Below are 26,999 nucleotides of genomic sequence, written 5' to 3' on the forward strand. Positions count from 1 at the left end.
GCCCCTACCTTTTATTAGCTGAATATTATGCGTACGTTTTCCAGTGTCGCTTAGCAACCCGCACGCTGGGGAAGGGGGTGCCAACCGGGCGACCGACATTGAAAACGCCCTGGCGTTCTCGTAACTCTTGATAGTGCCGGTAATGGATGTGTCCCAGCCCTAGCCCGAAATCGAGCTTGTCGAGCTCGTCTTTGAGCACGTCAGACGGATAGCAGTCGCCGTACCCACCGGTGGTACTTTTATCCGAGTGGCCTACAAGCGCTTTGGCTTTCGCCAGGTCAAGGTTCTGTCTGCGAAATTGATTGATAAAGGTGTGGCGCAGACCGTGGTACGTCAGGCCGTCATCTCCCAGGCCGCAAAGCCCAAGGTAACCCCGGCTAATCTGGCTTGAGCCGAGAAACCAACGGCTCGCAACATGCCCGGGAGAAAGGTCGCCGTATACCCGAATATTGTCGAAAAGCGGAGCCTTGCCGTCTCGCTCGACAGCTTCCAGGCGTGCTTGATGAAACTCCAGGAAGCCCGACTCGATAAGCTGCCGGTGAATCGGCACCAACCTTTCCGAATCGGACGTCTTCAGCTGTTTCGACCCGCTTCGATTGATGCTGATGAGCCAGACGCCGAGTTCTTGCCGAATGTCTTCGAGCCGTAGCTGGCACAGCTCACTTAGCCTTGCGCCTGTAAAAAGGCCAAGCAGCGGCAGCCAAAACTTGTAGTCATCCAAGCGCCAGCGCGGCGGCGTGGTCAGTGTGTAGGCCGGACCGTGAAGAAGTTTCTCGATCTGGCTTGGGCTATACGTGCGCTTCCTCGGCGCCTCGGCTCCTTTGGTGCTGAATGCCAATCCGGCCGCGATATTTTCGGTGATGTAACCCTGATCATGAGCGTAGGTGACAAGGGCCCTTGCCAGCTCAAAAAACTTTTTCGCAGTGCGAGGGTTGATTGGCTCGAACTTACCGTCGCTAATGATCTTACTTAGCGGCTGGTTACGCGTGGCACGGAGGCGATGCCGGTTCTTCGGATAGCTACGCAGATGATCGCGTAGCGTGTTGAATTCAGCGCGAGTCAGCGTCTCGACTTGCCGGTGCCCGCCAAGCAGCTCGCACAGGCCTTCCAGGCGGGCCTTTGCGGTAATGCGAGTCCGCGGGTTAGCCCAGGCGCCTTCACGAATTTGCCGTTCTTCGTATTCCTTTACCAAAGCTGCGAGGCTCAACCCTGCGTTTGAACCACGCGCCGGCGAGACAATGCGATCGTTGACGGAGGGTTGCGTAAAGAGGGTTTCAAGCTTGGCTTTCTGCGCGTCGGGCAGAACGCTCCCGAGCGCATTCAGCAACGCGAGCGTGCCTGGATCCTGTGGCGGTGCCACAGCATCTGTCGGCGAGTTCAGCTCCGGAATCGTCTGCATAGGCTCGGCGGTTGCAGCAGAACCCAACATCCGCCGAACCAGGTCACCGATTTCCTGCATGGCTTGGGCGTAAGGATCTTGGTGATCGTCTTCCTGAAAGTAACGCAACAGCACCTTATCAACCTTCTGCAGCGTATACGTCAGCATGAGGACCGCAATGATGATGGAGCTAGTGAGCAGCTCAACCCGAAAGCTTTTCTTTTCTCTCAGATGCGCTTTCATGCACAGCGGATCGAGTTCGATAAGCATCACATAAAGCCCCGATCCCTCCTGCACCAAGAGCGCTCGATCAATGATGCGGAGCTTCAGATGCATCGCGTTGGCTTGCTGAAGATGAAAATGCAAAGCTTGCCGAGATTGCGGTAGTGCTGGGGGGATGTGCATGAGATTCCGACCCTGGTCTGGGCGGGCATGGCACAGGTATTCATAAAGCGTCATCGCTGCAAACGCAGGAGATTCTTTCGAGTAGCGACCTGGAGAGGGTGGGACAGTCTCAAGCACATCAAGGGCGGCGTAAATGTACCGGGCAGCGTCGCTGGCGACGTTGTGATTGCAGGTTCCGAGCGGCCAGTCGAAGCGTACGAACCCAACGCCAAGCGCTTTTACCAGTGCGGGCGTTGGTGTCAGTGCGAAGAAAATTTCGCCCCCTGGCTCGTGGCTATAGAGCACTACACGCTCGGCACTCTCTTTCATCATGCGAGCGTCGGCGACCGAAAGGTCTTGGTTCGCGAGCTTCATTGGCGACGGGCGGACTTTCCAAACTCGGTCGGCGAATTTAAGTGCTTCCGCTACCGCAAGGTGAAACCTTTGGAGGTCAACCAGCAGGCGGTCAGAAAAGAGCTCGACGTAGTGCTCGGTTGCCTTGGCAAGGAACTGCTCGAAAGAAGCATTCAGGTACTTAGCGAGATCGCGGGCTAGGGCTTCGTCGTGACTTAGCGCCCACCGGATTTGCGCGGGCAGCTTGGGGTTGGCTGCGAAATGCTTTGGGAAAGTCAGGTAGTACTGGAAGCCGGTTTTGGCTTGATAGACGAGGTGCGGAACACCTGTTTTGCTTTGGCGCTGGGACATGATGGCATACCTTTTGGATTCACAGACGGACTGTGAGTAATCCAATGCCATCAAATCTGGTCTGAAACCCGCGTTCTAGACGGGTTTCAGTGTTGAAATGGTGGAGCCGGGGGGATTTGAACCCCCGTCCGCCAGCTCTCCGCTATCGGTTCTACATGCTTAGCCAGATCTACTGAGTTAACTCCGCGCCGCCCGATTGGCAGGGTGCTTGGAGCGAGCTGTATGAGTTTTAGCCGTTACGTCTACAGCGAACTTGGCGGCGATCCTGTTCTGTCTGACAGTCATTTCGGGTTTACAGGCATCCCCTAGTGACCGCTGGAGCCGAAGCTACCAGATGAAGGTTAGGCGGCTAGCGCGTACCCTTCGTAGTTGTCGTCGTTGGCAACTATAAGTTTGCAACAGTTTATTTACGAGTTCTGTTACCAACTCGGCATGCCCCTCAAGTTTTGTTACCGGCGTCGAATCCTAATCGGCCCCTGGTGACGCTTGTGGTGCTGGGGCGGGAGTGTACGGCGATCCTTTCGGGATGTCGATCACTTTTTAATCATGCTGGTTAAAAAGTGTACAGGCAGCTGCGGCAGGATCGCTTTCACGATCCCGCCGCCTCGGCTCAGTTGCCGCCGCCGGAGCCGGAGCCTGCGGTGCCGCCGCTACCGGAGCTGCCAGGGCCTTTCAGTTCTTGCAGGGCTTTGGTGGAGTGGGCGATGCAGGCCTCGGTGTCGCCGGACTGCTGGGCTTGGCGCGCCTGCTGGACGTACTCCTCGACTTTGCTCTTGGCCGGCTCACCCAGGGTCGCGGTGCTGGTGGCCATGTTGTCATCGATTTCCTGCAGGTTGGTCTGGCACAGGTCGTTCTGGGCGAAGACGGCGGGGCTGGCTAGCAGTACCGCGGATGCGAGCAGTGCATGAACTTTCATTGTGGGTCCTCCAGTCTTGTGGACTTCCCGGGCCTGCCTGATAACTGCTGAAACGGCGGCGCCGAGTCGAATCGAACCCGTCAGGGGCTCTAAAATTCCGACTGCGATTGCGCGTGAGCGTTCATCGAAGCGACACAAACGAAACGGCCCCGCTTCGCTGAGCGGGGCCGTAGTGCCCTTTCTAGAGCGGCTGCGTGGCTGTTTTGCTTCGCGTTACACGGTCAACCAGATAGACCAGGCCGTGATAGTCGATCTGGCCATGACGCGACAGGCCGATCTCGCAGGTGCGGCTGGTGGATATGCCTTCATCGCAGATCTGCACCGCATCCTTCAGGCTGCGCAGGGCGTGACCGTTGAGCTCCGGGGTGGTGAAGCCTTTGTCTCCGGCGAAACCGCAGCAATGAATGCCTTCGGGCACCACGACTTCCCTGGCGCAGCGACGAGCGATATCGATCAGTGCCTGTGATTCCCCAAGGTGCTGGGTGCTGCAGGTAACGTGCACGGCGATCGCCTTTTCCTGCGGGACGAAGTCCAGCTTGTCGAGCAGGTGCGTGCGGATGAAGCGCACCGGATCGTACAGGTCGAGGCGCTGATCGGTCAGGCCCTGGACCAGGCGGAGCGTGCAGGGGCTGGTATCGCAGTAGATTGGGTCGAGCCCGCCGCGGCTGGCCTTGAGCAGCGCGTCGAGCATTTCCTGACGCTTACGCTCGCCCTGTTCAGCGTAACCCTTGGAAGCAAACGGCTGGCCGCAGCACAGATCGTTCAGCTGCTCGGGGAAAATCACCTGGTAGCCGGCCTTTTCCAGGAGGCTGCGGGTCTTGTCGAGCAGCGGCTCCTGCTCCTGATCGCGTGCGGCCGGCGCCATGGCACGAGAAACGCAGGCCGCCAGATAGACCACACGTGGGCGCTCATCCTGAGCGGCGGGCTGGGGCAGGTGCAGGCGCTGCAGGGGCTGCGGCATGGCCGGTGTCCACTGCGGAACGCGGCCCTTGCTGACGTTGCTCATGGTTGCGGACAGCTTGGCCAGGCGCTTGGTGCCGAGGATGATGTGCGCGCCGTTGGCGGCATGCAGCATGAAGCGAGTGCCCTGCACGGCCGTGGAGAAGTGATCGGCCAGCCAGTTGGCGGTTCCGGTTTTGCTCGCTTCACGCCCGCGCAGCTTGCGCACCAGATCGCCAGTGTTGATGCCGACCGGGCAGCGCTGGGCGCAGAGGCCGGTGGCGGCGCAGGTTTCCACGCCGTGGTAGTGGTAGAGCCGCTCGATTTCCGTGGTGTCGACACCGGCGCGCTTGCGCGCCTGGATATCGCGCCAGATGACGATGCGCTGGCGCGGCGTCAGGGTCAGCCCGTTGGATGGGCAGACCGGCTCGCAGAAGCCGCACTCGATGCACTTGTCGACGATCTCGTCGGCGGCGGGCATCGGCTTGAGGTTCTTCAGGTGGATGTCCGGGTCTTCGGAGAGCACTACGTCCGGGTTGAGGATGCCGGTGGGGTCGAGCAGGCGCTTGATCTTCCACATCAGCGCGTAGGCTTCGCTGCCCCATTCCAGCTCGACGAAGGGCGCCATGTTGCGGCCGGTGCCGTGTTCGGCCTTGAGCGCGCCGCCGAATTCGACGGCGACCAGCTGCGCCACTTCGCCCATGAAGGCTTCGTAACGGGCGACCTGCGCCGGATCATCGAAGCCCTGGGTGAAGACGAAGTGCAGATTGCCCTCCAGCGCATGGCCGAAGAGGATCGCCTCGTCGTAGCGGTGCTTGTCGAGCAGCTCGATGAGGCGGTTGACACCCTCGGCCAGGCGCTCGACCGGGAAGGTGACGTCTTCGATGATCACCGTGGTGCCGGTCTGGCGCACGGCGCCGACTGCCGGGAAGGTGTCCTTGCGGATCTTCCAAAGCTGGTTGTAGACCACCGGGTCTTCGCTGAAGTCGACCTGCTTTTCCACCGGGAAATGCGCGATGGAGGTCATGATCAGGTTGATCTGCTCGTGCAGCAGCGACTGGCTGGCGGCGCGCGATTCGATTAAGAGTGCGCAGGCGGTCGGCGATAGTTCCTTCACCCACTCGGGCATGCCGGCCTTGTGTTCGACCGAGCGCAGACTGCGGCGGTCCAGCAGCTCCACGGCGGACACCGGTTGTTGCTTGAGCACCGGTACGGCCAGGCAGCAGGTTTCCACGTCAGGGAACACCACCAGCGCGCTGGCTTTGTGCGGGTGATCCGGCACGGTGTCGTAGGTCACCGCGCTGATAAAGCCCAGCGTGCCTTCGGAACCGACCATCAGGTGGTTGAGGATGTCCAGCGGCTCGTCGTAGTCGACCAGCGCATTGAGCGAGAAACCGGTGGTGTTCTTCAGTCGGTACTTGTGACGGATCTTCGCCGCGAGTTCGCTGTTGGCGCGGGTCTCGCGCCCGAGTTCGGCCAATTGATCGAGCAGCGCTGCATGGCTCCGGCGGAAGGCGGCAACGCTGGAGGCATCTTCGCTGTCGACCACGGTGCCATCGGCCAGTACGACACGCAGCCCGGCGAGGGTCTTGTAAGTGTTCTGCGCAGTGCCGCAGCACATGCCGCTGGAGTTGTTAGCGACGATGCCGCCGATCTTGGCGGCGTTAATCGAGGCCGGATCAGGGCCGATCTTGCGCTGAAATGGCGCAAGCACGGCGTTGGCATTGGCGCCGATTACGCCGGGCTGCAGGCGGATCTGCTCGCCGCCGTTGCGAATCTCGCGGCCGTTCCAGTTGTCGCCGAGCACGATCAGCACCGAGTCGCTGATCGCCTGGCCGGACAGGCTGGTGCCCGCGGCACGGAAGGTCACCGGGACGTTTTCCGCATGGGCCAGCTTGAGCAGCGCGATCACCTCGGCTTCGGATTCGACGCGCACCACCAGCTTGGGAATCAACCGGTAGAAGCTGGCGTCGGTGCCGAAGGCGAGGGTGGAGAGCGGGTCGTCGAAGCGCCGCTCGACCGGGATCAGGCGTTCGACTTCGCCGAGGAACACTGCCGGCAAAGGCGCGCGTTCGATTTGGGCCGGCGCGTTCATGCGTCCTCCAGGATCAGCAGGATCAGATCCTTCGGACCATGGGCGCCATAAGCCAGCACCTGTTCGATGTCGGCGGTTTTCGACGGGCCGGAAACCAGCAGCGCATTGGTCGGCATGCCGGCGGCCCACTGGAACTTCTGCTGGATCTCGTAGAAGTTGTCGTGGATTTCGCTGGCCTTGAGGATGGCGAAATGCACCGGTGGCACCAGGCTCATCAGGCGCGGCTCCTCGCGGGTCGGCCACATGATCAGACTGCCGGTGGAGGCGATGGCGCCGAGTGTGCCGGTGAGGCTCGCCGGTGTGTCGTTGAACAGCTCGTCCTTCCATTCCTCGACCGGGCGGTCGTAGGCCTTCAGCGTCGGCAGGCCTTCACGGCCGGCGCAATGCTCGGTGAAGCGCTGGCCGTACGGCGTGGTTGGGGCAATCAGCAGGCTCGGCAGCTGGCGGTCGTGCAGCAGCTGTTCGAGCAGGGCGGGCCAACCGGCGTCGGTGGTCAGGTGAATCTCGGTGTGCACTGCTTCCATCAACTGACGCAGACGGGCGATGCGCTGCTCGGGCGCGTAGCTCCAGGGCTGGGTGACCAGCGATACGTCGTAGTCATCGACGATAGGCGTGGTGCCTTCCAGGCTCTTTTTCAGCTTGGCGAGGATATTGGCCTTGGCGCTCATCGCTTGCCCTCCAGGTGCTCGCGGGCCAGCTCGTGCAGCGAGCGGGCGGCAGGTTTCGGTGCGCTGTGGTTCTGCGTCCAGGGGCCGATGTTCGATGGCGTCAGGCCGCGCAGACGGGTGGCGAAGAAGCCGAACACGCGGTACAGCGTCGGGCTGGTGTTGAGCAGCCGCCAGCCAGCCCACATCAGTCGTTCCTGCTTCGAATATTTGCTGCCCTGGCCGCGCATGACCTTGTGTGGATCGTCCGGTGCCTTGACGTTCTCCTCACGCAGGCGCCGCAGGATGGACGGGATCGGTATCTTCACCGGGCAGACTTCGCCGCAGGCGCCGCACAGCGACGAAGCGCTGGGGTGATCCGGCACCTTGTCCAGGCCGACCATGTGTGGCGTGATTATCTTGCCGATCGGTCCGGGATAGACCTCGCCGTAGGTGTGGCCGCCGACGCGGGTGTACACCGGGCAATGGTTCATGCAGGCGCCGCAGCGGATGCAGTTGAGGGTCTGGCGCAGCTCGCTGTCGGCGAAGGCCTGGCTACGGCCGTTGTCCAGCAGGATCAAATGCACTTCCTGCGGGCCGTCGAGCTCGTCGGCCTTGCGCGGGCTGGAGATCATGTTGACGTAGGTGGTGATCGGCTGGCCCAACGCCGAGCGAGTCAGCAGCGAGAGCAGCGGGACCACGTCGCGCAGGTTCTCCACGACCTTCTCGATCCCGGTGACGGCGATATGTACCGGCGGCACACCGGTGGAGATACGCCCGTTGCCCTCGTTTTCCACGAGCAGCAGGGTGCCGGTTTCAGCCACTGCGAAGTTCACACCGGAGACGCCGATATCGGCCTCGAAGAACTTCTGGCGCAGCGTGCGGCGGCCGATCTGAATGAGTTGGTCGACGTCCTTGGTGTACTCCACGCCGAGTTTCTCGTGGAACAGGGACGCGACCTGGCCGGCGTTCTTGTGGATTGCCGGCATGATGATATGGGAAGGCTTTTCGTGGTCGAGCTGGACGATGTACTCGCCCATGTCCGATTCCAGGCATTCGATGCCATGGCCTTCGAGGAAATGGTTCATCTCCATCTCTTCGCTGACCATCGATTTGCCCTTGATCACCTGCTTCGCCTCGTGGGCGCGGGCGATCTCGAGGACGATGTTGTTCGCCTCTTCAACCGTCTCCGCCCAGTGCACTTTCACACCATTGCGGGTCAGGTTGGTTTCCAGCCGCTCGAGCAGCTCGGGCAGCTTGGACAGTGCGCGGGCGCGGATGCGGTTGCCCATCTCGCGCAGCCGCTCGCGTTCGTCGGCATCGCTGAAGGCCACGGCGCGCTTGGTCATCAGCGAGTCCATGGCGGTGCGGAAGTTGCGCCGCAGCTGGTCGTCCTTCAGGGACTTGCGAGCGCGGGCGCGGAAATCCGGGTCACCGGCGTTCTCGATCTGTATCGCGGGAATACGCTGTTCGGCGTTCATCGGGCACCTCCGGTGCGTTGCCAGAGGAAGGTCGCCAGATGCTGACCGCGCAGGGCTTCACGCTGCTTCTCCAGCGAACCATTGATGTTCATCAGACAGCCGCAGTCGGCGCTGATCACCTGATGCGCGCCGGATTCCTTCAGTGCGCGGGTCTTGTCCAGCACCATGGCGCCGGAGATGTCGGGCATGCGTACGCTGAAGGTGCCGCCGAAGCCGCAGCATTCGCTTTCGTGGTCATGCTCGACGCGCTCGACCTGGCCCAGCTGGGCAAGCAGGGCGCGGCCGTGCAGGTGGGTGTTCATCTCGCGGCGGGCCGAGCAGGAGGTATGCAGGGCAACCTTGGTCGGCGTGCCGGCGTCCTTGAATTCGACCTTGCAGACGTTGAGCAGGAACTCGGCCAGCTCGAAGGTGCGCTCGGCCAGCGCTTGCGCCTTCTTCAGCGTGGCCGGCTCGTCCTTGAACAAGTCCAGATAATGGTGGCGCAGCATCCCGGCGCAGGAACCGGACGGGACGACCACGGGCCAGTCGTTGGCGAACAGATTCAGTTGCGCCCGTGCGACGTTGCGTGCCTCGTCGGTGTAGCCGCTGGTGTAGGCAGGCTGGCCGCAGCAGGTCTGACCCTGCGGGAAGTGCACGGTCAATCCTTCGCGCTCGAGCAGGCGGATGGCATCCAGGCCAGCCTCGGGATAGAACAGGTCGACCACGCAGGTACCGAACAGATAAACCTGGCTCGGCTTGGCGGGGTATTCGCGCGGCTTTGGCAGCGGCGGCGCGACGCGGGTAGCGTTCGGCGCAGCATCGTAGAAGAGTTCGCTCATCGGCTTGGTCTCCGGGTTAGCCCGGTTATCCGCAAACAGGCTTTTGAAAAACTATCTGCGTTGGCAAGACGTCGTTAAAAGCAGCCTCGCCTACGTTTTTCAATGCGCCTGTCAGGTGCGGTTTCTGGAATGCAACCGTGCCCCCAAGCGGGGGCACGATTCCTGTTTCTTACACTCCGACCAGTGGGTCGGTCACGCCTAGCACGTAGATGGCGATCAGGCCGATCACCCCCGTGAACAGCACGTAGTACAGCGTAGGCCATATGGTCTTGCGCAGCGTGGAGCCTTCGCGACCGAGCAGGCCAACGGTAGCGGATGCCGCCACCACGTTGTGGATCGCAACCATGTTGCCTGCCGCAGCGCCAACAGCCTGGGTGGCAACTACCATCGCCCCGGAAATTCCGAGCGACTGCGCAACGCCAAACTGGAACTGGCTGAACATCATGTTGCTGACGGTGTTGGAGCCGGCCAGGAACGCACCGAGCGCACCGACGGCCGGTGCCAGCAGCGGGTAGATGCTGCCGACGCTATCGGCGACATAGCGCGCCATGACGATTGGCATACTGGCCAGCTCGGCGCCGTTGACGCCGGAGTTGATCAGGATGCGCACCATCGGCACGGTGAACAGCAGTACGAAGCCGGCGCTGAGCAGCACGCTGCTGGATTCCTTCACGGCAGCCTTGAGCTCGGAAACGCGCATGCCGTGCAGGAAGAACGTAATCAGCACCACCATGACCAGGATGCCGCCTGGCAGATACAGCGGTTCAATGCCGGCATTGATGCCGGTCTCACCGAGGATGTTGGCAAAGGCGATGGATACCGATTTCAGCGCGGCCGTGACCTGCGGGAACACGCGGCTGATCACCAGAATCGCGCCGACCAGCACGTAGGGCAGCCAGGCACGGAAGGCGCTCATCGGGCGCGCCGCGATGTCGTCCAGCTTCATTTCTATGGTGCCCAGCCATTCGGCTGGCCATTCTTTGGCGTCGGCGAAGTCCCAGGTGGTCTTCGGCGTCAGGAACTTGAAGCGAGCGGCAGTGGTAACGATCGCCAGGCCCACCAGGCCGCCGAGCAGCGACGGGAATTCCGGACCGAGGAAGATGCCGGTGGCAGCGTAGGGCAGGGTGAACGCCAGGCCGGCGAAGATCGCGAACGGCAACACTTCGAAGCCGGCTTTCCAGCTTTTCTCCTTGCCGAAGAAGCGCGTCAGCATCAGCACCATGACCAGCGGCATTACTGTGCCGACGATGGCGTGGGTGATCGCCACACTGCTGGTGATCTGCTGCAGGTAGGCGTTCCAGCTGGACCCCTGCGCAACCAGTTGCGCGCCGATGGTGGCGGTATCCAGGCCGCTGTTGATGCCCACGACGATCGGCGTACCGACCGCGCCAAAAGACACCGGCGTGCTTTGCACCAGCATGCCGAGCAGGACTGCAGCCATTGCCGGGAAGCCGACCGCAACCAGCAGCGGTGCGGCGATGGCGGCCGGAGTGCCAAAGCCGGAAGCGCCTTCGATGAAGCAACCGAACAGCCAGGCGATGATGATGGCCTGGATGCGGCGGTCAGGGCTGATGGTGGTGAAACCGGCACGAATGGCGGTGATGCCGCCGGAATGCTTGAGGGTGTTCAGCAGCAGGATTGCGCCGAAGATGATCCACAGCAGGCCCAGGGTGATCACCAGGCCTTGCAGCGTCGAGGCGATGATGCGGTTGACGCTCATGTCCCAGACGAACAACCCGATGGCTGCGGTGAACAGGAAGACCAGCGGCATGGCGCGGCTGGCGGGCCAGCGCAGACCGATCAGCATGATTGCTGCGAGCAGAATGGGTGTGAAGGCGAAAAGTGCGAGCAGTCCGTTGGACATGTCAGGCTTCCCCTGCGGTTCGGTTCAGATGGGGCCCTGAGCGGACCGTGGAGTAGTTTTTGTGCGCAGATCTCATGCTGAGTCCTCTTATTTTTAGACCACTCTGTAAAGTGGTAATACCAATTAACAGAAGTGAATGGCCAGCGTAAGAGCTGCGTATAGGGGCGTCAATTAGCTAGCTATAGACTTTGGTCGCAACAACCGGCCTTGTGCAGATGCGCGGTCATGGCTAGCATTTTCGGATTGGTATGACCATTCGGGGTGGCTATGGACGTGGGGATGGTGCGGCAGCGGCGGCTAGCGGACGATATCGTCGCGCAGCTGGAAACCATGATTCTCGAGGGCACGCTCAAGGCGGGTGAGCGTCTGCCTGCGGAGCGCGCCCTGGCTGAAAGCTTTGGCGTCTCGCGGCCTTCGCTTCGCGAAGCGATTCAGAAGCTCGCGGCCAAGGGGCTGCTGGTCAGTCGGCATGGCGGAGGTACGTTCGTCGCCGAGTCGCTGGGCTCGACGTTCAGTGATCCGTTGCTGCATCTGCTGGAAAACAACAGCGATGCGCAGCGTGACTTATTGGAGTTTCGCCACACGCTCGAGGGCAGCTGCGCCTACTACGCAGCGCTGCGTGCGACCGAGGTGGATCGGAAGCGGCTCACCGAAGCCTTTGCTGCATTGCAGGACTGCTACGCCCGGGAAGGCAAGGTCTCTCGGGCAGAAGAGGGCGCAGCCGATGCCCAGTTCCATCTCGCCATTGCCGAAGCCAGCCACAACGCGGTGCTGCTGCATACCATTCGTGGCCTGTTCGACCTGCTCAAGCGCAACGTGGTGACCAATATCGGCGGCATGTACGCCCTGCGTGACGAAACGCGGGACATGCTGATGAGCCAGCATCGCGAGTTGTACGAGGCGATCATGGCCAGGCGAGCGACCGAGGCGCGGGAGGTTATTCATCGGCATATCAATTACGTGCAGGAAGTGCTGGCTGAAGGTCAGCAGGAGGCTCAGCGTCTGGCGCGCGCGCAGCGCAGGCAGGGAGAGCGGATGCAGAAGGAAGGGTGAGAGCGGAGCCGGCACTGCCTGCCGGCTCGGTATCACTGCTTAGGCTGATCAGGCCAAACGCTGAGCGTGGCTCAGTCGTCCTTGCCCTTGGTGCGCATTGCGCGCTGGATCTCCCGATCGGAATCGCGTTCCTTCTCGGTGTGGCGCTTGTCGTACTCCTTCTTGCCTTTGCCGAGGGCAATCTCGCACTTGATCATGTGCTTCTTCCAGTACAGCGACAGCGCTACGCAGGCGTAGCCTTTCTGCTGTACGGCGCCGAACAGCTTGCCCAGCTCGCGCTTGTTCAGCAGCAGCTTGCGGGTGCGGGTCGGGTCGGCAATGACGTGTGTGCTGGCGCTGGTCAGCGGCGTGATGTGCGCACCCATCAGCCAGGCTTCGCCATCCTTGAGCAGGACGTAGCTGTCGACCAGCTGAGCCTTGCCGGCGCGCATGCTCTTCACTTCCCAGCCGGCCAGGACGAGGCCCGCCTCGAATTTCTGTTCGATGAAGTAGTCGTGTAGCGCTTTCTTGTTCAGCGCGATGGTCCCGGGGGACTGTTTCTTCTGTTTGGCCATAGGGGCCGCATTATAGGGAGTCCCGCTGCGGCTGGCGACAGCCTGCAAGAGCGCTGGCGGCAGAAACTTGAGGGGCAGCCGTTAATCCCCGACAATGTGCCCCGCTTTGCGCTGAGCCGCTTCCCGGGTGTCGCCCGGAAGCCGCGGTTGCGGGCTGGCTGCGCCAACTTTTGGATGGCGCGCAATGAAACGACGACGTAGAAGGTCCGCATGACGACGCACATTCAACGTTCCGCGCTGCTGCCGTACCCGGCCCAGGCGCTGTTCGACATGGTCAACGACGTAGCCAGCTACCCGCAGTTCCTGCCCTGGTGTTCAGCGACTGAGGTGCTTTCCAGCAGCGAGACCGAAATGCACGCCAGCATGACGGTGGCGAAGGCCGGGTTGAGCCAGCGCTTCATGACGCGCAACGCCCTGGACCTCGGCAAGCGTATCGAGATGACGCTTGAGGAAGGCCCATTCAGCCATCTTCATGGCATCTGGGAATTCAAGGCCCTGGGGGAAAAGGCCTGCAAGATAAGCCTGGATCTGACCTTTGATTACGCCGGGCCGCTGGTCAAGGCAACGCTCGGGCCGCTGTTCAACCAGGCTGCCAACACTTTGGTCGATGCCTTCTGCGAGCGGGCGAAGCAGCTATATGGATAAGCAATCGATTGCGGTCGAAGTGGTCTATGCCCTGGCCGACAAGCAGAAGCTGCTGCAGATGACCGTGCCCGCGGGCACCACCGTGCGCGACGCGGCCTTGCGTTCGGGAATGGATACGCACTTCCCGGGGCTCGATCTGGCCGCAGCTCCGTTGGGTATCTTCGGCAAGGCCGTGCCCAAGCCCGATGAGCGCGTGCTCGAGGAGGGTGAGCGCGTGGAGATCTACCGGCCGCTGATTGCCGACCCGAAAGAGGTGCGCAAACAGCGCGCCGCACGGGCAGCAAAGAACAAGGCCGAAGACGCTTGAATATGCTGAAACAAAAACGCCCGGGCTAGCCGGGCGTTTCTTTATTCGGTTTCCAGCGGTTCGGGAATCGGCACCGGAACCGGCTCTGCTTCATCCACTTCACGCTGAATCTGCTCCAGCAGCGAGCCAGGCGCAGGGCGCTCTTCAGGCTGGCTTGGCTGGGCGGCAGGAGCCGCGTCAGGCGCCTGGGCGTCGCGGCCAAGGATCTGTTCATCGCGGCTTACGCCGGGCATGAAGTCGCCGGCCAGGCCCGCCAGCTGGTCGTTGGCATTGAATACCAGACTGACGCGCTCCTGCTGGCGCGGACTGCCGCCCGGCTGGATGCTGTACAGGTAGTCCCAGCGGTTGGCATGGAAGGTGTCGGTGATCAGCGGGTTGCCCATGATAAACCGCACCTGCTGGCGGGTCATTCCGGGGCGCAACTGGTCTATCATGTCCTGCGTGACGACATTGCCCTGTTGAATGTCGACCTTGTAAACCCCGGGGAATGAACAACCGGCGAGTGCGACCAGACCTGCGAAGGAGAGGCTGGCCAGCATGAGCTTGGTGTTTTGCATCGGTGGGTGACTTCCACTATCTTGGCTGGGCAAAGAACCCGGATCATACCCGTATTGAAGGAGGCTGCGAAACAGCAGCAGCGAGAAAGCCAACCATGGTTGAAAATAGCGAACTACGTAAAGCTGGTCTCAAGGTAACTCTGCCGCGGGTCAAGATCCTGCAGATGCTGGACACTACCGATCGCCGCCACATGAGCGCCGAAGACGTCTACAAGGCGTTGATGGAAGCGGGTGAGGATGTCGGTCTGGCGACGGTCTATCGCGTGCTGACCCAGTTCGAGGCGGCCGGTCTGGTAGTTCGGCACAACTTCGATGGTGGTCATGCCGTCTTCGAGCTGGCCGACGGCGGGCATCACGACCACATGGTCTGCGTCGATAGCGGCGACGTCATCGAGTTTTTCGATCCCGAGATCGAGAAGTTGCAGAAAGAAATCGTCAAGCGTCACGGCTACGAGCTGGTGGATCACAATCTGGTGCTCTACGTGCGCAAAAAAGACTGATCCAGACATATGAAAAAGGCGGCCAAGGCCGCCTTTTTTGTGCCTGGCTGCCGGGCTCAGGCTTGTGCGGAGGTGACCATCTGTCGGGCATGTGCCAGAGACTGCTCGGTCAGGTCGACGCCGCCGAGCATTCGCGCGATTTCCTCGACGCGGCCGTTCTGATCCAGTTCTGCGACGGCAGTGCGGGTTTCATCCGCCCCGCGAGCCTTGTGCACGAACAGGTGGTGATGTCCTTGGGCGGCGACTTGGGGCAGGTGGGTGACGGTCAGCACCTGGCCGCGCTCGCCGAGGCGGCGCAGCAGCTGGCCAACGATCTCCGCGGTGGGGCCGCCGATACCCACGTCGACTTCATCGAACACCAGTGTCGGTACGCGGGATGTCTGCGCGGTGATCACCTGAATCGCCAAGCTGATGCGTGATAGTTCACCCCCGGATGCGACCTTGGCCAGGGCGCGCAGGGGCTGGCCCGGGTTGGCGCTGACCAGGAACTCGACCTGCTCCAGGCCGTAGGGCATCAGTTCGCCTTCGGCTGCAGGCTTGAGTTGCACGTTGAATCTGCCGCCTGGCATACCCAGTCTTTGAATCTCTACCTCGACAGCGCTGGCCAGTTGTTCGGCCGCGGCCTGGCGCATGCGGCTGAGTTCGCCGGCTTTTTCTTCGTAGTGCCGAGCGTAGGCCGCCAGTTCTTCACCGAGGCGCTCGACTGCTTCGTCGTCGGCGTTCAGCCCTTCTAGCTCCTCCAGCAGCTGCTGGTGCAGGTTGGGCAGTTCGGTCGGTTGCACGCGGTGCTTGCGAGCGAGGGTGTAGATGGTATCCAGCCGCTCTTCCAGCATCTGCTGGCGCTCCGGATCTGCGTCGAAGTGATCGACGAAGCGGTTCAGCTCGCCGATCGCCTCTTCAACCTGAATCTGCGCGCTTGCCAGCAGATTGACTGCTTCGCTCAGGGCTTGAGGTTGGTTCTGGAAGGCGCTCAGACGCTGCAGGCTGCTGGTCAGTGCCGACAGCACGTTGCCGGCATCGCTCTCGCTGCACAGCTCCATGACCTGGCGGCAGGCGCCGAGCAACTGCTCAGCATTGGCCAGGTTCTTGTGTTCGCGCTCGAGTTGCTCCAGTTCGTTCTCGCCCAGCGCCAGGTTCTCCAGCTCTTCCAGCTGGTAGCTGAGCAATTGGTGGCGTGCGCGCTGTTCGTCGCCACTGTTGCTCAGACGTTCCAGGGTCTGTCGCGTCTGCCGCCAGCGCTGGGCGGCCAGCTGGACCTGTCGCGCCAGCTCCTGGTTGCCGCTGTACTCATCGAGCAGGCGCCGATGGGTGTCGGTCTTCAGCAGGGATTGATGCTCGTGCTGGCTGTGGATATCGATAAGCAGCTCGCCCAGCGACTTGAGGTCGCCCTGCGGACAAGGGGTGCCGTTGATGTAGCCGCGGGAACGACCTTCGGCGGTGATGACACGGCGCAGGATGCAGGGCCCGTCATGGTCCATGTCGCGCTCGGCGAGCCAGGCGCGGGCGTCGGGAATATCGTCCAGGTCGAAGCTGGCAAGAATGTCGGCCTTGTCGGCGCCGATGCGCACCACGCTGCTGTCGGCCCGGTCGCCCAACGTCAGGCCGAGGGCGTCGAGCATAATCGACTTGCCTGCGCCGGTTTCTCCGCTGATGACGCTCATGCCGCGTTTCAGCTCGAGGTCGAGGTGCTCGACGATGGCGTAGTTGTGGACCGATAGATGAACCAGCATGGCAAGGGCTCCCGATTTGCGTGGCTGGGTATTTATACAGTGGTTTTCCTGGGCGCTACAAGCGTTGAAGGATGAATGTGCGGTTGCTCGTCATTTCGCTGGGCGCTCTTCGCTTTCCGCCCTTGAAGCCTGTTTTCGCGCCCCCATATAGCGGCACAAGCGCGGGTTTGCTGCCCGCTGATCGTATAGAGAGGAGGACCTATGGCCGACGAGCAGAACCTGGATAACCAGAACCCGGAAGCGCCCGAGCATTCGGAAGCGGACGTAGCCGAGGATCTGGCCGCCCGCGTGCAGTCGCTGGAAGAGCAGCTGGCCGCTGCGCAGGACCAGTCACTGCGCGTTGCGGCTGAGCTGCAGAACATCCGCCGGCGCGCCGAGCAGGATGTCGAGAAGGCGCACAAGTTCGCCCTGGAAAAGTTCGCCGGTGATTTGCTTGCCGTTGCCGACAGTCTCGAGCGTGGCCTTGAGCTGTCCAGTGCTGATGACGAGGCGGTCAAGCCCATGCGTGAGGGCGTCGAGCTGACCCTCAAGCTGCTTCAGGACACGCTGGCGCGTCACCAGCTCGAGCAGCTCGATCCGCATGGCGAGCCGTTCAATCCTGAGCATCACCAGGCCATGGCCATGGAAGAAAGCACCCATGTCGAGCCGGGCAACGTGCTCAAGGTGTTCCAGAAAGGTTACCTGCTCAACGGTCGCCTGCTGCGTCCGGCGATGGTCGTCGTCAGCAAGGCGCCTGCCGATGTGCCGCCTTCGATTGATGAGAAGGCTTGAAATCCGGTTGCCGACCCCCATCTGGTAGCCAAGCGTTTTTGTGTTACCCGCAGCCGGTAAAACAGGCGCGGACCAATCGAAATTTGGAGAGCGAATTAAATGGGTAAGATCATCGGTATCGACCTGGGAACCACCAACTCCTGCGTCTCGATTCTGGAAAACGGCAAGGCCAAGGTAATTGAAAATGCCGAAGGCGGCCGTACCACTCCGTCGATCATCGCGTACGCGAACGACGGCGAAATCCTGGTTGGTCAGTCGGCCAAGCGCCAGGCAGTGACCAACCCGCACAACACCCTGTATGCGGTAAAGCGTCTGATCGGTCGTCGCTTTGACGAAGACGTCGTGCAGAAAGACATTCAGATGGTCCCTTACAAGATCGTCAAGGCAGACAACAGCGACGCCTGGGTCGAGGTGAATGGCCAGAAGATGGCGCCGCCGCAGATCTCCGCTGAAATCCTGAAGAAGATGAAGAAGACCGCCGAGGACTACCTCGGTGAGCCGGTGACCGAGGCGGTGATCACCGTTCCGGCCTACTTCAACGACAGCCAGCGTCAGGCCACCAAGGATGCCGGTCGTATCGCCGGTCTGGACGTCAAGCGCATCATCAACGAGCCGACCGCGGCTGCGCTGGCATACGGTATGGACAAGGCCAAGGGCGACCACACCGTGATCGTTTATGACCTGGGTGGCGGCACCTTCGACGTTTCGGTGATCGAGATCGCCGAAGTCGACGGTGAGCACCAGTTTGAAGTGCTGGCTACCAACGGCGACACCTTCCTCGGTGGTGAGGACTTCGACATCCGCCTGATCGACTACCTCGTCGACGAGTTCAAGAAAGAAACCGGCATGAACCTCAAGGGTGATCCGCTGGCGATGCAGCGCCTGAAGGAAGCTGCCGAGAAGGCCAAGATCGAGCTGTCCTCCAGCCAGCAGACCGACGTCAACCTGCCGTACATCACCGCTGACGCGTCTGGTCCGAAGCACCTGAACGTGAAGATTTCCCGCGCCAAGCTGGAAGCGCTGGTCGAGGATCTGGTGCAGCGCACCATCGAGCCTTGCCGCATTGCGCTGAAGGATGCCGGCGTTGACGTTTCGAAGATCGACGACGTGATCCTGGTCGGTGGTCAGACCCGTATGCCGCTGGTGCAGCAGAAAGTCGCCGAGTTCTTCGGCAAGGAAGCACGCAAGGACGTCAACCCGGATGAAGCCGTGGCCATGGGTGCTGCCATTCAGGGCGCGGTCCTGGCCGGTGACGTCAAGGACGTGCTGCTGCTCGACGTATCGCCGCTTACCCTGGGCATCGAAACCCTGGGTGGCGTGATGACGCCGCTGATCGAGAAGAACACCACTATCCCGACCAAGAAGTCGCAGGTGTTCTCCACTGCGGACGATAACCAGAGCGCCGTGACCATTCATGTGCTGCAGGGCGAGCGCAAGCAGGCTGCGCAGAACAAGTCGCTGGGTCGCTTCGATCTGGCCGAGATCCCGCCGGCACCGCGTGGCATGCCGCAGATCGAGGTCACCTTCGACATCGACGCCAACGGCATCCTGCACGTGTCTGCCAAGGATAAGGCCACTGGCAAGCAGCAATCCATCGTGATCAAGGCCAACTCGGGTCTGTCCGAGGAAGAAATCGAGCAGATGGTCCGCGATGCCGAGGCGAATGCCGAGGAAGACCGCAAGTTCGAGGAGTTGGCCACCGCACGTAACCAGGGCGACCAGCTGGTGCACGCCACTCGCAAGATGCTCACCGAAGCCGGCGACAAGGCCAGCGACGATGACAAGGCGGCCATCGAGAAGGCGCTTGGCGAGCTGGAAGTGGCCATCAAGGGCGACGACAAAGCTGAGATCGAAGCGAAGATCGCGGCGGTTTCCCAGGCTTCAACCCCGGTCGCGCAGAAGATGTACGCCGAGCAGGCCCAGGCTGGTGAAGGTCAGTCGCCAGATGAGCAGGGCAAGCCGGGCGACGACGTGGTCGACGCCGAGTTCGAAGAGGTCAAGGACAACAAGTAAGCCCTGGCTTGCTTCCGCTCCAGCCCGCGCCGACATCGTTCGGGCGGGCCCGACCGCTGCGCGGGGGCTTGCTCCCGCGTCGGCGTGTCTGGAAGGCATGAATTTGAGGGTTCAGGATAGTTATGGCCAAACGCGATTTTTATGAGGTGCTGGGCGTCGAGCGCGGCGTCAGCGAGGCAGAGCTGAAAAAAGCTTACCGGCGCCTTGCGATGAAGCATCACCCGGACCGCAATCCGGGGGACAAGGCGGCTGAAGACGCCTTCAAGGAGGCCAATGAGGCCTACGAAGTACTTTCCGATCCGAGCAAACGAGCTGCCTACGATCAGTACGGCCACGCCGGTGTCGATCCGCAGATGGGTGCTGGGGCAGCCGGTGCCGGTTACGGTGGTGCGAACTTCTCCGATATCTTCGGCGACGTGTTCAGCGATTTCTTCAGTGGCGGCCGCGGCGGCGGCCGTGGCGGCGCACAGCGTGGCAGCGATCTGCGCTACACGCTCGAACTCGACCTGGAAGAGGCGGTGCGCGGCACCACCGTGACTATCCGCGTGCCGACGCTGGTCGAGTGCAAGACCTGCGATGGCTCCGGTGCGAAGAAGGGCACCAGCCCGGTGACCTGTACCACCTGTGGCGGTATCGGCCAGGTGCGCATGCAGCAGGGTTTCTTCTCGGTACAGCAGACCTGCCCGCGCTGCCACGGCAGCGGCAAGATGATTTCCGATCCGTGCGGCAGCTGCCATGGGCAGGGGCGCGTGGAGGAGCAGAAGACACTCTCGGTCAAGGTGCCGCCGGGTGTCGATACCGGTGATCGCATTCGTCTGTCTGGCGAAGGCGAGGCGGGCACTCAGGGTGGCCCGGCCGGCGATCTGTATGTGGTGGTCAATGTGCGCGAGCACGCGATCTTCCAGCGCGATGGCAAACATTTGTATTGCGAAGTACCGATCAGCTTTGCCGATGCCGCGTTGGGTGGCGAGCTGGAAGTGCCGACCCTGGATGGCCGCGTCAAACTGAAGATTCCTGAGGGTACCCAGACCGGCAAGCAGTTCCGCTTGCGTGGCAAGGGGGTCGCGCCGGTGCGCGGTGGTGCGGCGGGCGATCTGCTGTGTCGGGTCGCGGTGGAGACGCCGGTCAACCTGAGCAAGCGTCAGCGTGAGATGCTCGAGGAGTTTCGCGGCACGCTGCAGGGTGACACCTCGCATTCCCCCAAGGCCAGTGGCTGGTTCGAAGGTGTGAAGCGCTTTTTCGGTGATGTATGACAAGGGCCTATGGGTGGAGGATGACAGGCTTCGTGCCTGCGTCCTTCGCTTGAAGCCTGCAGCCTGGAGCTGAATTGATGCGACGTATTGCAGTGACCGGCGCCGCCGGGCGTATGGGCAAGACCTTGATCGAGGCGGTACAGCAGACCAGTGGTGCCGCCGGCCTGACGGCGGCCATCGATCGTCCGGACAGCACTCTGGTGGGTGCCGATGCCGGCGAGCTGGCAGCCATCGGTCGTCTGGGTGTGCCGCTGACCGGTGAGCTCGTCAGGGCCATCGATGAGTTCGACGTGCTGATCGATTTCACCCATCCTTCGGTGACCCTGAAGAATCTGGAAGTCTGCCGGCGCGCCGGCAAGGCGATGGTGATCGGTACCACCGGATTCTCGCCTGACGAGAAGGAGCGTCTCGTTGCGGCGGCCAGGGACATCCCGATCGTCTTTGCCGCCAACTTCAGTGTTGGCGTCAATCTGTGCCTCAAGCTGCTGGATACGGCAGCGCGGGTATTAGGTGACGACGTGGATATCGAGATCATCGAAGCGCATCACCGGCACAAGGTGGACGCACCTTCTGGTACCGCACTGCGCATGGGTGAAGTCGTCGCCGAGGCGCTCGGGCGTGACCTTCAGAAGGTTGCGGTATATGGACGTGAGGGGCAAACCGGTGCGCGTCAGCGCGATACCATCGGCTTCGCTACCGTCCGTGCCGGCGACGTGGTCGGTGATCACACAGTGTTGTTCGCCGCCGATGGTGAGCGTGTGGAAATCACCCACAAGGCCTCCAGCCGCATGACCTTCGCCAAGGGCGCCGTGCGTGCCGCGCTATGGTTGGACGAGAAGCCGGCAGGTCTTTACGACATGCAGGATGTGCTCGGTCTGAAATGATTCGCTGCGTCGGCTGGCAGCGTCGCGCCCCGTTCGAGTGCGTTTGCCGGCTATTTTGGCTGGACCCGAAAGGCGGTTTTATGTAAGCTTCCCGCTTTAGTGTGTCCACTAAAAGTTGCGCAGAAATGAATCAAACAAAAAGCGGGATGACCTTCACACGTCATCCCGCTTTTTTACAATCTGCGTCTGCTCCAGCCTTGATCTACGGGAGGTCTCTTGACTAAGCCAGCCCTTACGCCAGCCATTCTGGCTCTTGCCGATGGCAGCATCTTTCGCGGCGAATCCATCGGCGCCGATGGGCAAACCATTGGTGAGGTGGTGTTCAACACCGCCATGACCGGCTATCAGGAAATCCTCACCGATCCTTCCTACGCCAAGCAGATCGTAACCCTGACCTATCCTCATGTCGGCAACACTGGTACTACGCCGGAGGATGCCGAGTCCTGGAAAGTCTGGGCTGCGGGTCTGGTTATTCGCGACCTGCCGCTGATTTCCAGCAACTGGCGCGACAAGCAACCCCTGCCTGACTACCTCAAGGCCAATGGCACCGTTGCCATCGCCGGCATCGATACTCGTCGCCTGACCCGTATCCTGCGTGAGAAGGGTGCGCAGAACGGCTGCATCCTGGCTGGTAGCGACGCGACAGAAGAGAAAGCGCTGGAGCTGGCGCGCAGCTTCCCCGGCCTCAAGGGCATGGATCTGGCGAAGGAAGTCAGCGTCAAGGAGCGTTACGAGTGGCGCTCCAGTGTCTGGTGCCTGAAGGATGACGGCCATGCCGAGATTCCCGCCAGCGAGCTGTCCTACCATGTCGTCGCCTTTGATTACGGCGTGAAGTACAACATCCTGCGCATGCTGGTCGCCCGCGGTTGCCGCGTCACCGTGCTTCCGGCACAGACGCCTGCCAGCGAAGCCCTGGCGCTGAACCCGGACGGTATCTTCCTGGCCAACGGCCCGGGTGACCCCGAGCCTTGCGACTACGCGATCAAGGCGATCCAGCAAGTGCTCGAAACCGACATCCCGGTGTTCGGCATCTGCCTTGGTCACCAGTTGCTGGCGCTCGCCTCCGGCGCCACGACCGTGAAGATGCCCAACGGCCACCACGGTGCGAACCACCCGGTTCAGGATCTGAAGACCGGTGTGGTGATGATCACCAGTCAGAACCATGGCTTTGCCGTGGACGAAGCTAGTCTGCCGGCCAATGTGCGTGCGACACACAAGTCGCTGTTCGATGGCACCCTGCAGGGCATCGAGCGCACCGACAAGGTTGCCTTCAGCTTCCAGGGTCACCCCGAAGCGAGCCCGGGGCCGCATGACGTCGCGCCGCTGTTCGACCGTTTCATCGAAGCCATGGCCAAGCGCCGCTAAGCCTGCCGACTGACCAAAGGATTCGAGAGTAAGAAAATGCCAAAACGTACAGATATCAAAAGCATCCTCATCCTCGGCGCCGGCCCCATCGTCATCGGCCAGGCGTGCGAGTTCGATTACTCCGGCGCTCAGGCCTGCAAGGCGCTGAAGGAGGAAGGCTTCCGCGTCATCCTGGTGAATTCCAACCCGGCGACCATCATGACCGACCCGGCCATGGCTGACGCCACCTACATCGAGCCGATCAAATGGGCCACCGTGGCCAAGATCATCGAGAAGGAACGTCCAGACGCACTGCTGCCGACCATGGGTGGCCAGACCGCGCTGAACTGCGCGCTGGACCTGGAAAAGCACGGCATTCTGGAGAAGTTCGGCGTCGAGATGATCGGTGCCAACGCCGACACCATCGACAAGGCCGAAGACCGTTCGCGCTTCGACAAGGCGATGAAGGACATCGGTCTTGCCTGTCCGGTATCCGGCATCGCGCACAACATGGAAGAAGCCTACGGCGTGCTCGACAAGGTCGGCTTCCCCTGCATCATTCGCCCGTCGTTCACCATGGGTGGCACCGGCGGCGGCATCGCCTATAACCGTGAAGAGTTCGAAGAGATCTGCGCCCGCGGCCTGGACCTTTCACCGACCAGTGAGCTGCTGATCGACGAGTCGCTGATCGGCTGGAAGGAATACGAGATGGAGGTGGTCCGCGACAAGAAGGACAACTGCATCATCGTCTGCTCGATCGAGAACTTCGACCCCATGGGCGTACACACCGGCGACTCCATCACCGTCGCGCCGGCCCAGACGCTAACCGACAAGGAATACCAGATCATGCGCAACGCCTCCCTGGCGGTGCTGCGCGAGATCGGCGTGGAAACCGGCGGCTCCAACGTGCAGTTCGGCATCAACCCGGTCGACGGCCGCATGGTGGTGATCGAGATGAACCCGCGGGTGTCGCGTTCGTCGGCACTGGCCTCCAAGGCCACCGGCTTCCCGATCGCCAAAATCGCCGCCAAGCTGGCGGTCGGCTACACCCTCGACGAGCTGTCGAACGACATCACCGGCGGCCGCACGCCGGCTTCCTTCGAGCCGGCGATCGACTACGTGGTGACCAAGGTTCCGCGTTTCGCCTTCGAGAAATTCCCCAAGGCCGACGCCCGCCTGACCACCCAGATGAAGTCCGTGGGCGAGGTCATGGCCATCGGCCGGACCTTCCAGGAGTCTGTGCAGAAAGCCCTGCGCGGCCTGGAGGTCGGCGCAACCGGTTTCGATCCGAAACTGAATCTGGCTGACGCCGAGGCCGAGAGCACCCTCAAGCGCGAACTGACGGTGCCGGGCGCCGATCGCATCTGGTATGTCGCCGACGCCTTCCGTGCCGGCAAGAGTGTCGAAGATGTGTTCGCGCTGACCAAGATCGATCCTTGGTTCCTGGTGCAGATCGAGGATCTGGTCAAGGATGAAGAGCACGTCAAGACGCTGGGCCTGTCCAGCATCGACCGCGACATGATGTACAAGCTCAAGCGCAAGGGTTTTTCCGACGCGCGTCTGGCCAAGCTGTTAGGCGTCACCGAGAAGAACCTGCGCAGCCACCGTCACAAGCTCAAGGTGCTGCCGGTCTACAAGCGCGTCGACACCTGCGCCGCCGAGTTCGCTACCGACACGGCCTACATGTATTCGACCTACGAGGAAGAGTGCGAGGCCAACCCGTCGAGCCGCGACAAGATCATGATCCTGGGTGGCGGCCCCAACCGTATCGGACAGGGCATCGAGTTCGACTACTGCTGTGTGCACGCCGCGCTGGCGATGCGCGAAGACGGCTACGAGACCATCATGGTCAACTGCAACCCGGAAACCGTCTCCACCGACTACGACACGTCCGACCGCTTGTACTTCGAGCCGGTAACCCTGGAAGACGTGCTGGAAATCGTCCGTGTCGAGCAGCCCAAGGGCGTGATTGTGCAATATGGCGGGCAGACCCCGCTGAAGATCTGCCGTGCGTTGGAGGAGGCGGGTGTACCGATCATCGGCACTAGTCCGGATGCAATCGACCGCGCCGAAGACCGTGAACGCTTCCAGCAGATGGTGCAGCGTCTGAATCTGCGTCAGCCGCAGAACGCCACGGCGCGTAGTGAGGAGGAAGCCATCGCTGCGTCCAAGGCGATCGGCTACCCGCTGGTGGTGCGCCCGTCCTACGTGCTGGGCGGCCGGGCGATGGAGATCGTCTACGAGGAAGAGGAACTCAAGCGCTATATGCGAGAAGCGGTCCAGGTGTCCAACGACAGCCCGGTGCTGCTGGATCACTTCCTCAACTGCGCCATCGAAGTGGATATCGACGCGGTCTGCGACGGTACTGACGTCGTCATCGGCGGCATCATGCAGCACATCGAGCAGGCCGGTGTCCACTCCGGTGACTCGGCCTGCTCGCTTCCGGCCTACTCGCTGCCGCAGCATATTCAGGACGAGATTCGTGACCAGGTGCGCAAGATGGCCCTGGAGCTCGACGTGATAGGCCTGATGAACGTACAGATGGCCGTGCAGGGCGAAGATATCTACGTGCTCGAGGTCAACCCGCGTGCTTCGCGTACGGTGCCGTTCGTTTCCAAGTGCATTGGCGAGTCGTTGGCCAAGGTTGCGGCGCGCGTGATGGCTGGCAAGACACTGAAGGAAATCGGCTTCACTCGCGAAATCATCCCGACCTACTACAGCGTCAAGGAAGCGGTATTCCCGTTCGCCAAGTTCCCCGGCGTGGATACCATTCTCGGGCCGGAAATGAAGTCAACCGGTGAGGTAATGGGTGTGGGCGACAGCTTTGCCGAAGCCTTTGCCAAGGCCCAGTTGGGCGCTAGCGAAATCCTGCCGACCTCGGGTTGCGCGTTCCTCAGCGTGCGCGAAGACGACAAGCCTTACGTCGAACAGGTCGCTCGTGATCTGGTCGGGCTCGGTTTCGAGGTGGTGGCCACCGCCGGCACCGCGCGGATCATCGAGGCGGCCGGACTGCCGGTGCGCCGTGTGAACAAGGTGACCGAAGGCCGTCCGCACGTGGTCGACATGATCAAGAATGACGAAGTCACATTGGTCATCAACACTACCGAAGGCCGCCAGTCCATCGCCGATTCGTATTCCATTCGGCGCAACGCCCTGCAGCACAAGATCTGCATCACCACCACCATCGCGGGTGGCCAGGCGATCTGTGAGGCGCTCAAGTTCGGTCCCGAGAAGACTGTGCGCCGGCTGCAGGATCTCCATGCAGGAATCAAGGCATGACAAAATTTCCAATGACCATCCAGGGCGCTCGCGCCCTGGAAGACGAACTCAAGCATCTGAAGACCGTTTTGCGTCCGCAGATCACCCAGGCGATCGCCGAGGCGCGCGAACTGGGCGATCTCAAGGAGAACGCCGAGTATCATGCTGCGCGTGAGCAGCAGGGCATGGTTGAGGCGCGTATCCGCGACATCGAGGGTCGACTGCAGAACGCCCAGGTTATCGATATCGCCAACATCACGCCGACTGGCAAGGTAATCTTCGGTACCACTGTGGATATCGCCAATGTCGAGACCGACGAGCAGGTGACCTACCAGATCGTCGGCGACGATGAAGCTGACATCAAGCAGGGCAAGCTTTCGGTCAGTTCGCCGATTGCCCGCGCATTGATCGGCAAGGAAGAAGGTGATGTCGTAGCCGTCAAAACGCCCAGTGGGTTGATCGAGTACGAGATTGTCGAAGTCCGCCACGTCTGACCGACAGCCGGCGCGGGCTGGCATCATCACCTGGCAGCTGGCCCAGACATTCTGGGTCGGCGGCTTGTGGCTGCTGCAATTTCTGGTCTTGCCTGCCCTTGGGCGCGTCGGGCTGGCACCTTTATTGGTCGATGAGATCGCTGGCAGCCTGAAGCCGCTGCTGGTCGGCTTTGCCGCATTCTGTAGCGCGCTGCAGGCGCTGGTATTGGTTCAGGTGATGGGGCTGCGCGGCTTGTGGCGTGACGTTCGCGGCCAGCTTTTGCTGACAGTAATGATGCTCGCGGGCAGCCAGTTGTTGATGCGGGCGGGCTGGTTCGACTCGCTCTACTGGGCCAGCTTCAGCTTTCTGGTGATGGCGCTGTGTGGCCTGATGCTGGTCTTGCAGCCCGCTCCGGGACGCGAGTACTGAGCG

22 protein-coding genes and 1 other RNA gene are annotated in these 26,999 nt (G+C 61.7%); 12 read left to right on the top strand and 11 right to left on the bottom strand.

Annotation, left to right across the window (positions count from 1 at the left end; all coding sequences use genetic code 11):
• Nucleotides 1-25: 25 nt before the first annotated feature.
• The 8 genes from CW305_RS00250 to CW305_RS00285 form a co-directional block, all read right to left on the bottom strand.
• Nucleotides 26-2,467 (bottom strand): site-specific integrase, encoded by a 2,442-nt coding sequence (locus tag CW305_RS00250; RefSeq protein ID WP_026006482.1) that lies wholly within the window; start codon nt 2,465-2,467, stop codon nt 26-28.
• A 98-nt stretch (nt 2,468-2,565) separates the two neighbouring features.
• Nucleotides 2,566-2,944, bottom strand: a transfer-messenger RNA (tmRNA) gene (ssrA, locus tag CW305_RS00255).
• Nucleotides 2,945-3,077: 133 nt separating this feature from the next.
• On the bottom strand, nt 3,078-3,383 hold the full coding sequence (locus tag CW305_RS00260) for a hypothetical protein (protein ID WP_104096814.1): 306 nt from the start codon (nt 3,381-3,383) through the stop codon (nt 3,078-3,080).
• Nucleotides 3,384-3,564: 181 nt separating this feature from the next.
• Complete coding sequence (locus tag CW305_RS00265) at nt 3,565-6,417, bottom strand: FAD-binding and (Fe-S)-binding domain-containing protein (RefSeq protein ID WP_104096815.1); 2,853 nt, start codon at nt 6,415-6,417, stop codon at nt 3,565-3,567.
• Complete coding sequence (locus tag CW305_RS00270; protein ID WP_104096816.1) at nt 6,414-7,085, bottom strand: LutC/YkgG family protein; 672 nt, start codon at nt 7,083-7,085, stop codon at nt 6,414-6,416. The genes CW305_RS00265 and CW305_RS00270 overlap by 4 nt, the downstream gene beginning before the upstream one ends.
• The gene (locus tag CW305_RS00275; RefSeq protein ID WP_104096817.1) at nt 7,082-8,542 is read right to left on the bottom strand and encodes a LutB/LldF family L-lactate oxidation iron-sulfur protein; all 1,461 of its coding nucleotides are present in this window, start codon (nt 8,540-8,542) and stop codon (nt 7,082-7,084) included. Before CW305_RS00275 ends, CW305_RS00270 begins: the two co-directional genes overlap by 4 nt.
• Nucleotides 8,539-9,360: a (Fe-S)-binding protein gene (locus CW305_RS00280; RefSeq protein WP_104096818.1), complete on the bottom strand. Its 822-nt coding sequence runs from the start codon at nt 9,358-9,360 to the stop codon at nt 8,539-8,541. The genes CW305_RS00275 and CW305_RS00280 overlap by 4 nt, the downstream gene beginning before the upstream one ends.
• A gap of 169 nt (nt 9,361-9,529) precedes the next feature.
• Entirely contained in the window at nt 9,530-11,224 is a 1,695-nt protein-coding gene (locus CW305_RS00285; protein ID WP_041016107.1) for an L-lactate permease, read from the bottom strand.
• 267 nt (nt 11,225-11,491) lie between these two features.
• Here CW305_RS00285 and CW305_RS00290 point away from each other — a divergent pair, with 267 nt between their 5' ends.
• Nucleotides 11,492-12,277, top strand: a complete 786-nt coding sequence (locus CW305_RS00290) for a GntR family transcriptional regulator (protein WP_041016108.1) — start codon at nt 11,492-11,494, stop codon at nt 12,275-12,277.
• 71 nt (nt 12,278-12,348) lie between these two features.
• Here the strand turns inward: CW305_RS00290 and smpB are convergent, their stop codons facing one another.
• The gene (gene smpB / locus CW305_RS00295) at nt 12,349-12,831 is read right to left on the bottom strand and encodes an SsrA-binding protein SmpB (protein WP_003299438.1); all 483 of its coding nucleotides are present in this window, start codon (nt 12,829-12,831) and stop codon (nt 12,349-12,351) included.
• Nucleotides 12,832-13,041: 210 nt separating this feature from the next.
• Here smpB and CW305_RS00300 point away from each other — a divergent pair, with 210 nt between their 5' ends.
• Together CW305_RS00300 and CW305_RS00305 are read left to right on the top strand one after the other, a co-directional pair.
• Nucleotides 13,042-13,476, top strand: coding sequence for a type II toxin-antitoxin system RatA family toxin (locus CW305_RS00300; protein WP_023446175.1), 435 nt, complete (start codon nt 13,042-13,044; stop codon nt 13,474-13,476).
• Complete coding sequence (locus CW305_RS00305; protein ID WP_104096819.1) at nt 13,469-13,783, top strand: RnfH family protein; 315 nt, start codon at nt 13,469-13,471, stop codon at nt 13,781-13,783. Before CW305_RS00300 ends, CW305_RS00305 begins: the two co-directional genes overlap by 8 nt.
• A 41-nt stretch (nt 13,784-13,824) precedes the next feature.
• On the opposite strand, the gene CW305_RS00310 is transcribed toward CW305_RS00305, so the two are convergent.
• On the bottom strand, nt 13,825-14,340 hold the full coding sequence (locus CW305_RS00310) for an outer membrane protein assembly factor BamE (protein ID WP_014819220.1): 516 nt from the start codon (nt 14,338-14,340) through the stop codon (nt 13,825-13,827).
• Nucleotides 14,341-14,435: 95 nt separating this feature from the next.
• Between CW305_RS00310 and fur the strand changes: the two genes are divergently transcribed.
• Nucleotides 14,436-14,840, top strand: a complete 405-nt coding sequence (gene fur, locus CW305_RS00315) for a ferric iron uptake transcriptional regulator (RefSeq protein ID WP_003280866.1) — start codon at nt 14,436-14,438, stop codon at nt 14,838-14,840.
• 56 nt (nt 14,841-14,896) lie between these two features.
• Here the strand turns inward: fur and recN are convergent, their stop codons facing one another.
• The gene (gene recN, locus CW305_RS00320) at nt 14,897-16,570 is read right to left on the bottom strand and encodes a DNA repair protein RecN (RefSeq protein ID WP_104096820.1); all 1,674 of its coding nucleotides are present in this window, start codon (nt 16,568-16,570) and stop codon (nt 14,897-14,899) included.
• 201 nt (nt 16,571-16,771) lie between these two features.
• Here recN and grpE point away from each other — a divergent pair, with 201 nt between their 5' ends.
• The 8 genes from grpE to CW305_RS00360 all read left to right on the top strand — a co-directional run bounded on the left by grpE (nt 16,772) and on the right by CW305_RS00360 (nt 26,996).
• Nucleotides 16,772-17,341, top strand: a complete 570-nt coding sequence (grpE, locus tag CW305_RS00325; RefSeq protein ID WP_104096821.1) for a nucleotide exchange factor GrpE — start codon at nt 16,772-16,774, stop codon at nt 17,339-17,341.
• Between the two features lie 99 nt (nt 17,342-17,440).
• Complete coding sequence (gene dnaK, locus CW305_RS00330; protein WP_104096822.1) at nt 17,441-19,354, top strand: molecular chaperone DnaK; 1,914 nt, start codon at nt 17,441-17,443, stop codon at nt 19,352-19,354.
• Nucleotides 19,355-19,476: 122 nt separating this feature from the next.
• Complete coding sequence (dnaJ, locus tag CW305_RS00335) at nt 19,477-20,607, top strand: molecular chaperone DnaJ (RefSeq protein WP_003280872.1); 1,131 nt, start codon at nt 19,477-19,479, stop codon at nt 20,605-20,607.
• 77 nt (nt 20,608-20,684) lie between these two features.
• Nucleotides 20,685-21,491: a 4-hydroxy-tetrahydrodipicolinate reductase gene (gene dapB, locus CW305_RS00340; RefSeq protein ID WP_014819225.1), complete on the top strand. Its 807-nt coding sequence runs from the start codon at nt 20,685-20,687 to the stop codon at nt 21,489-21,491.
• Between the two features lie 216 nt (nt 21,492-21,707).
• Nucleotides 21,708-22,856: a glutamine-hydrolyzing carbamoyl-phosphate synthase small subunit gene (gene carA, locus CW305_RS00345; protein WP_090523100.1), complete on the top strand. Its 1,149-nt coding sequence runs from the start codon at nt 21,708-21,710 to the stop codon at nt 22,854-22,856.
• A gap of 36 nt (nt 22,857-22,892) precedes the next feature.
• Entirely contained in the window at nt 22,893-26,114 is a 3,222-nt protein-coding gene (carB, locus tag CW305_RS00350; protein ID WP_104096823.1) for a carbamoyl-phosphate synthase large subunit, read from the top strand.
• Nucleotides 26,111-26,587 carry a transcription elongation factor GreA gene (gene greA / locus CW305_RS00355; protein WP_014819228.1) on the top strand — a complete coding sequence of 159 codons (477 nt, stop codon included), beginning with the start codon at nt 26,111-26,113 and terminating at the stop codon, nt 26,585-26,587. Before carB ends, greA begins: the two co-directional genes overlap by 4 nt.
• Nucleotides 26,565-26,996 carry a hypothetical protein gene (locus tag CW305_RS00360; RefSeq protein WP_014819229.1) on the top strand — a complete coding sequence of 144 codons (432 nt, stop codon included), beginning with the start codon at nt 26,565-26,567 and terminating at the stop codon, nt 26,994-26,996. The genes greA and CW305_RS00360 overlap by 23 nt, the downstream gene beginning before the upstream one ends.
• Nucleotides 26,997-26,999 lie beyond the last annotated feature (3 nt).

This window comes from Stutzerimonas kunmingensis (genome assembly GCF_002929225.1).
Lineage (GTDB): Bacteria > Pseudomonadota > Gammaproteobacteria > Pseudomonadales > Pseudomonadaceae > Stutzerimonas.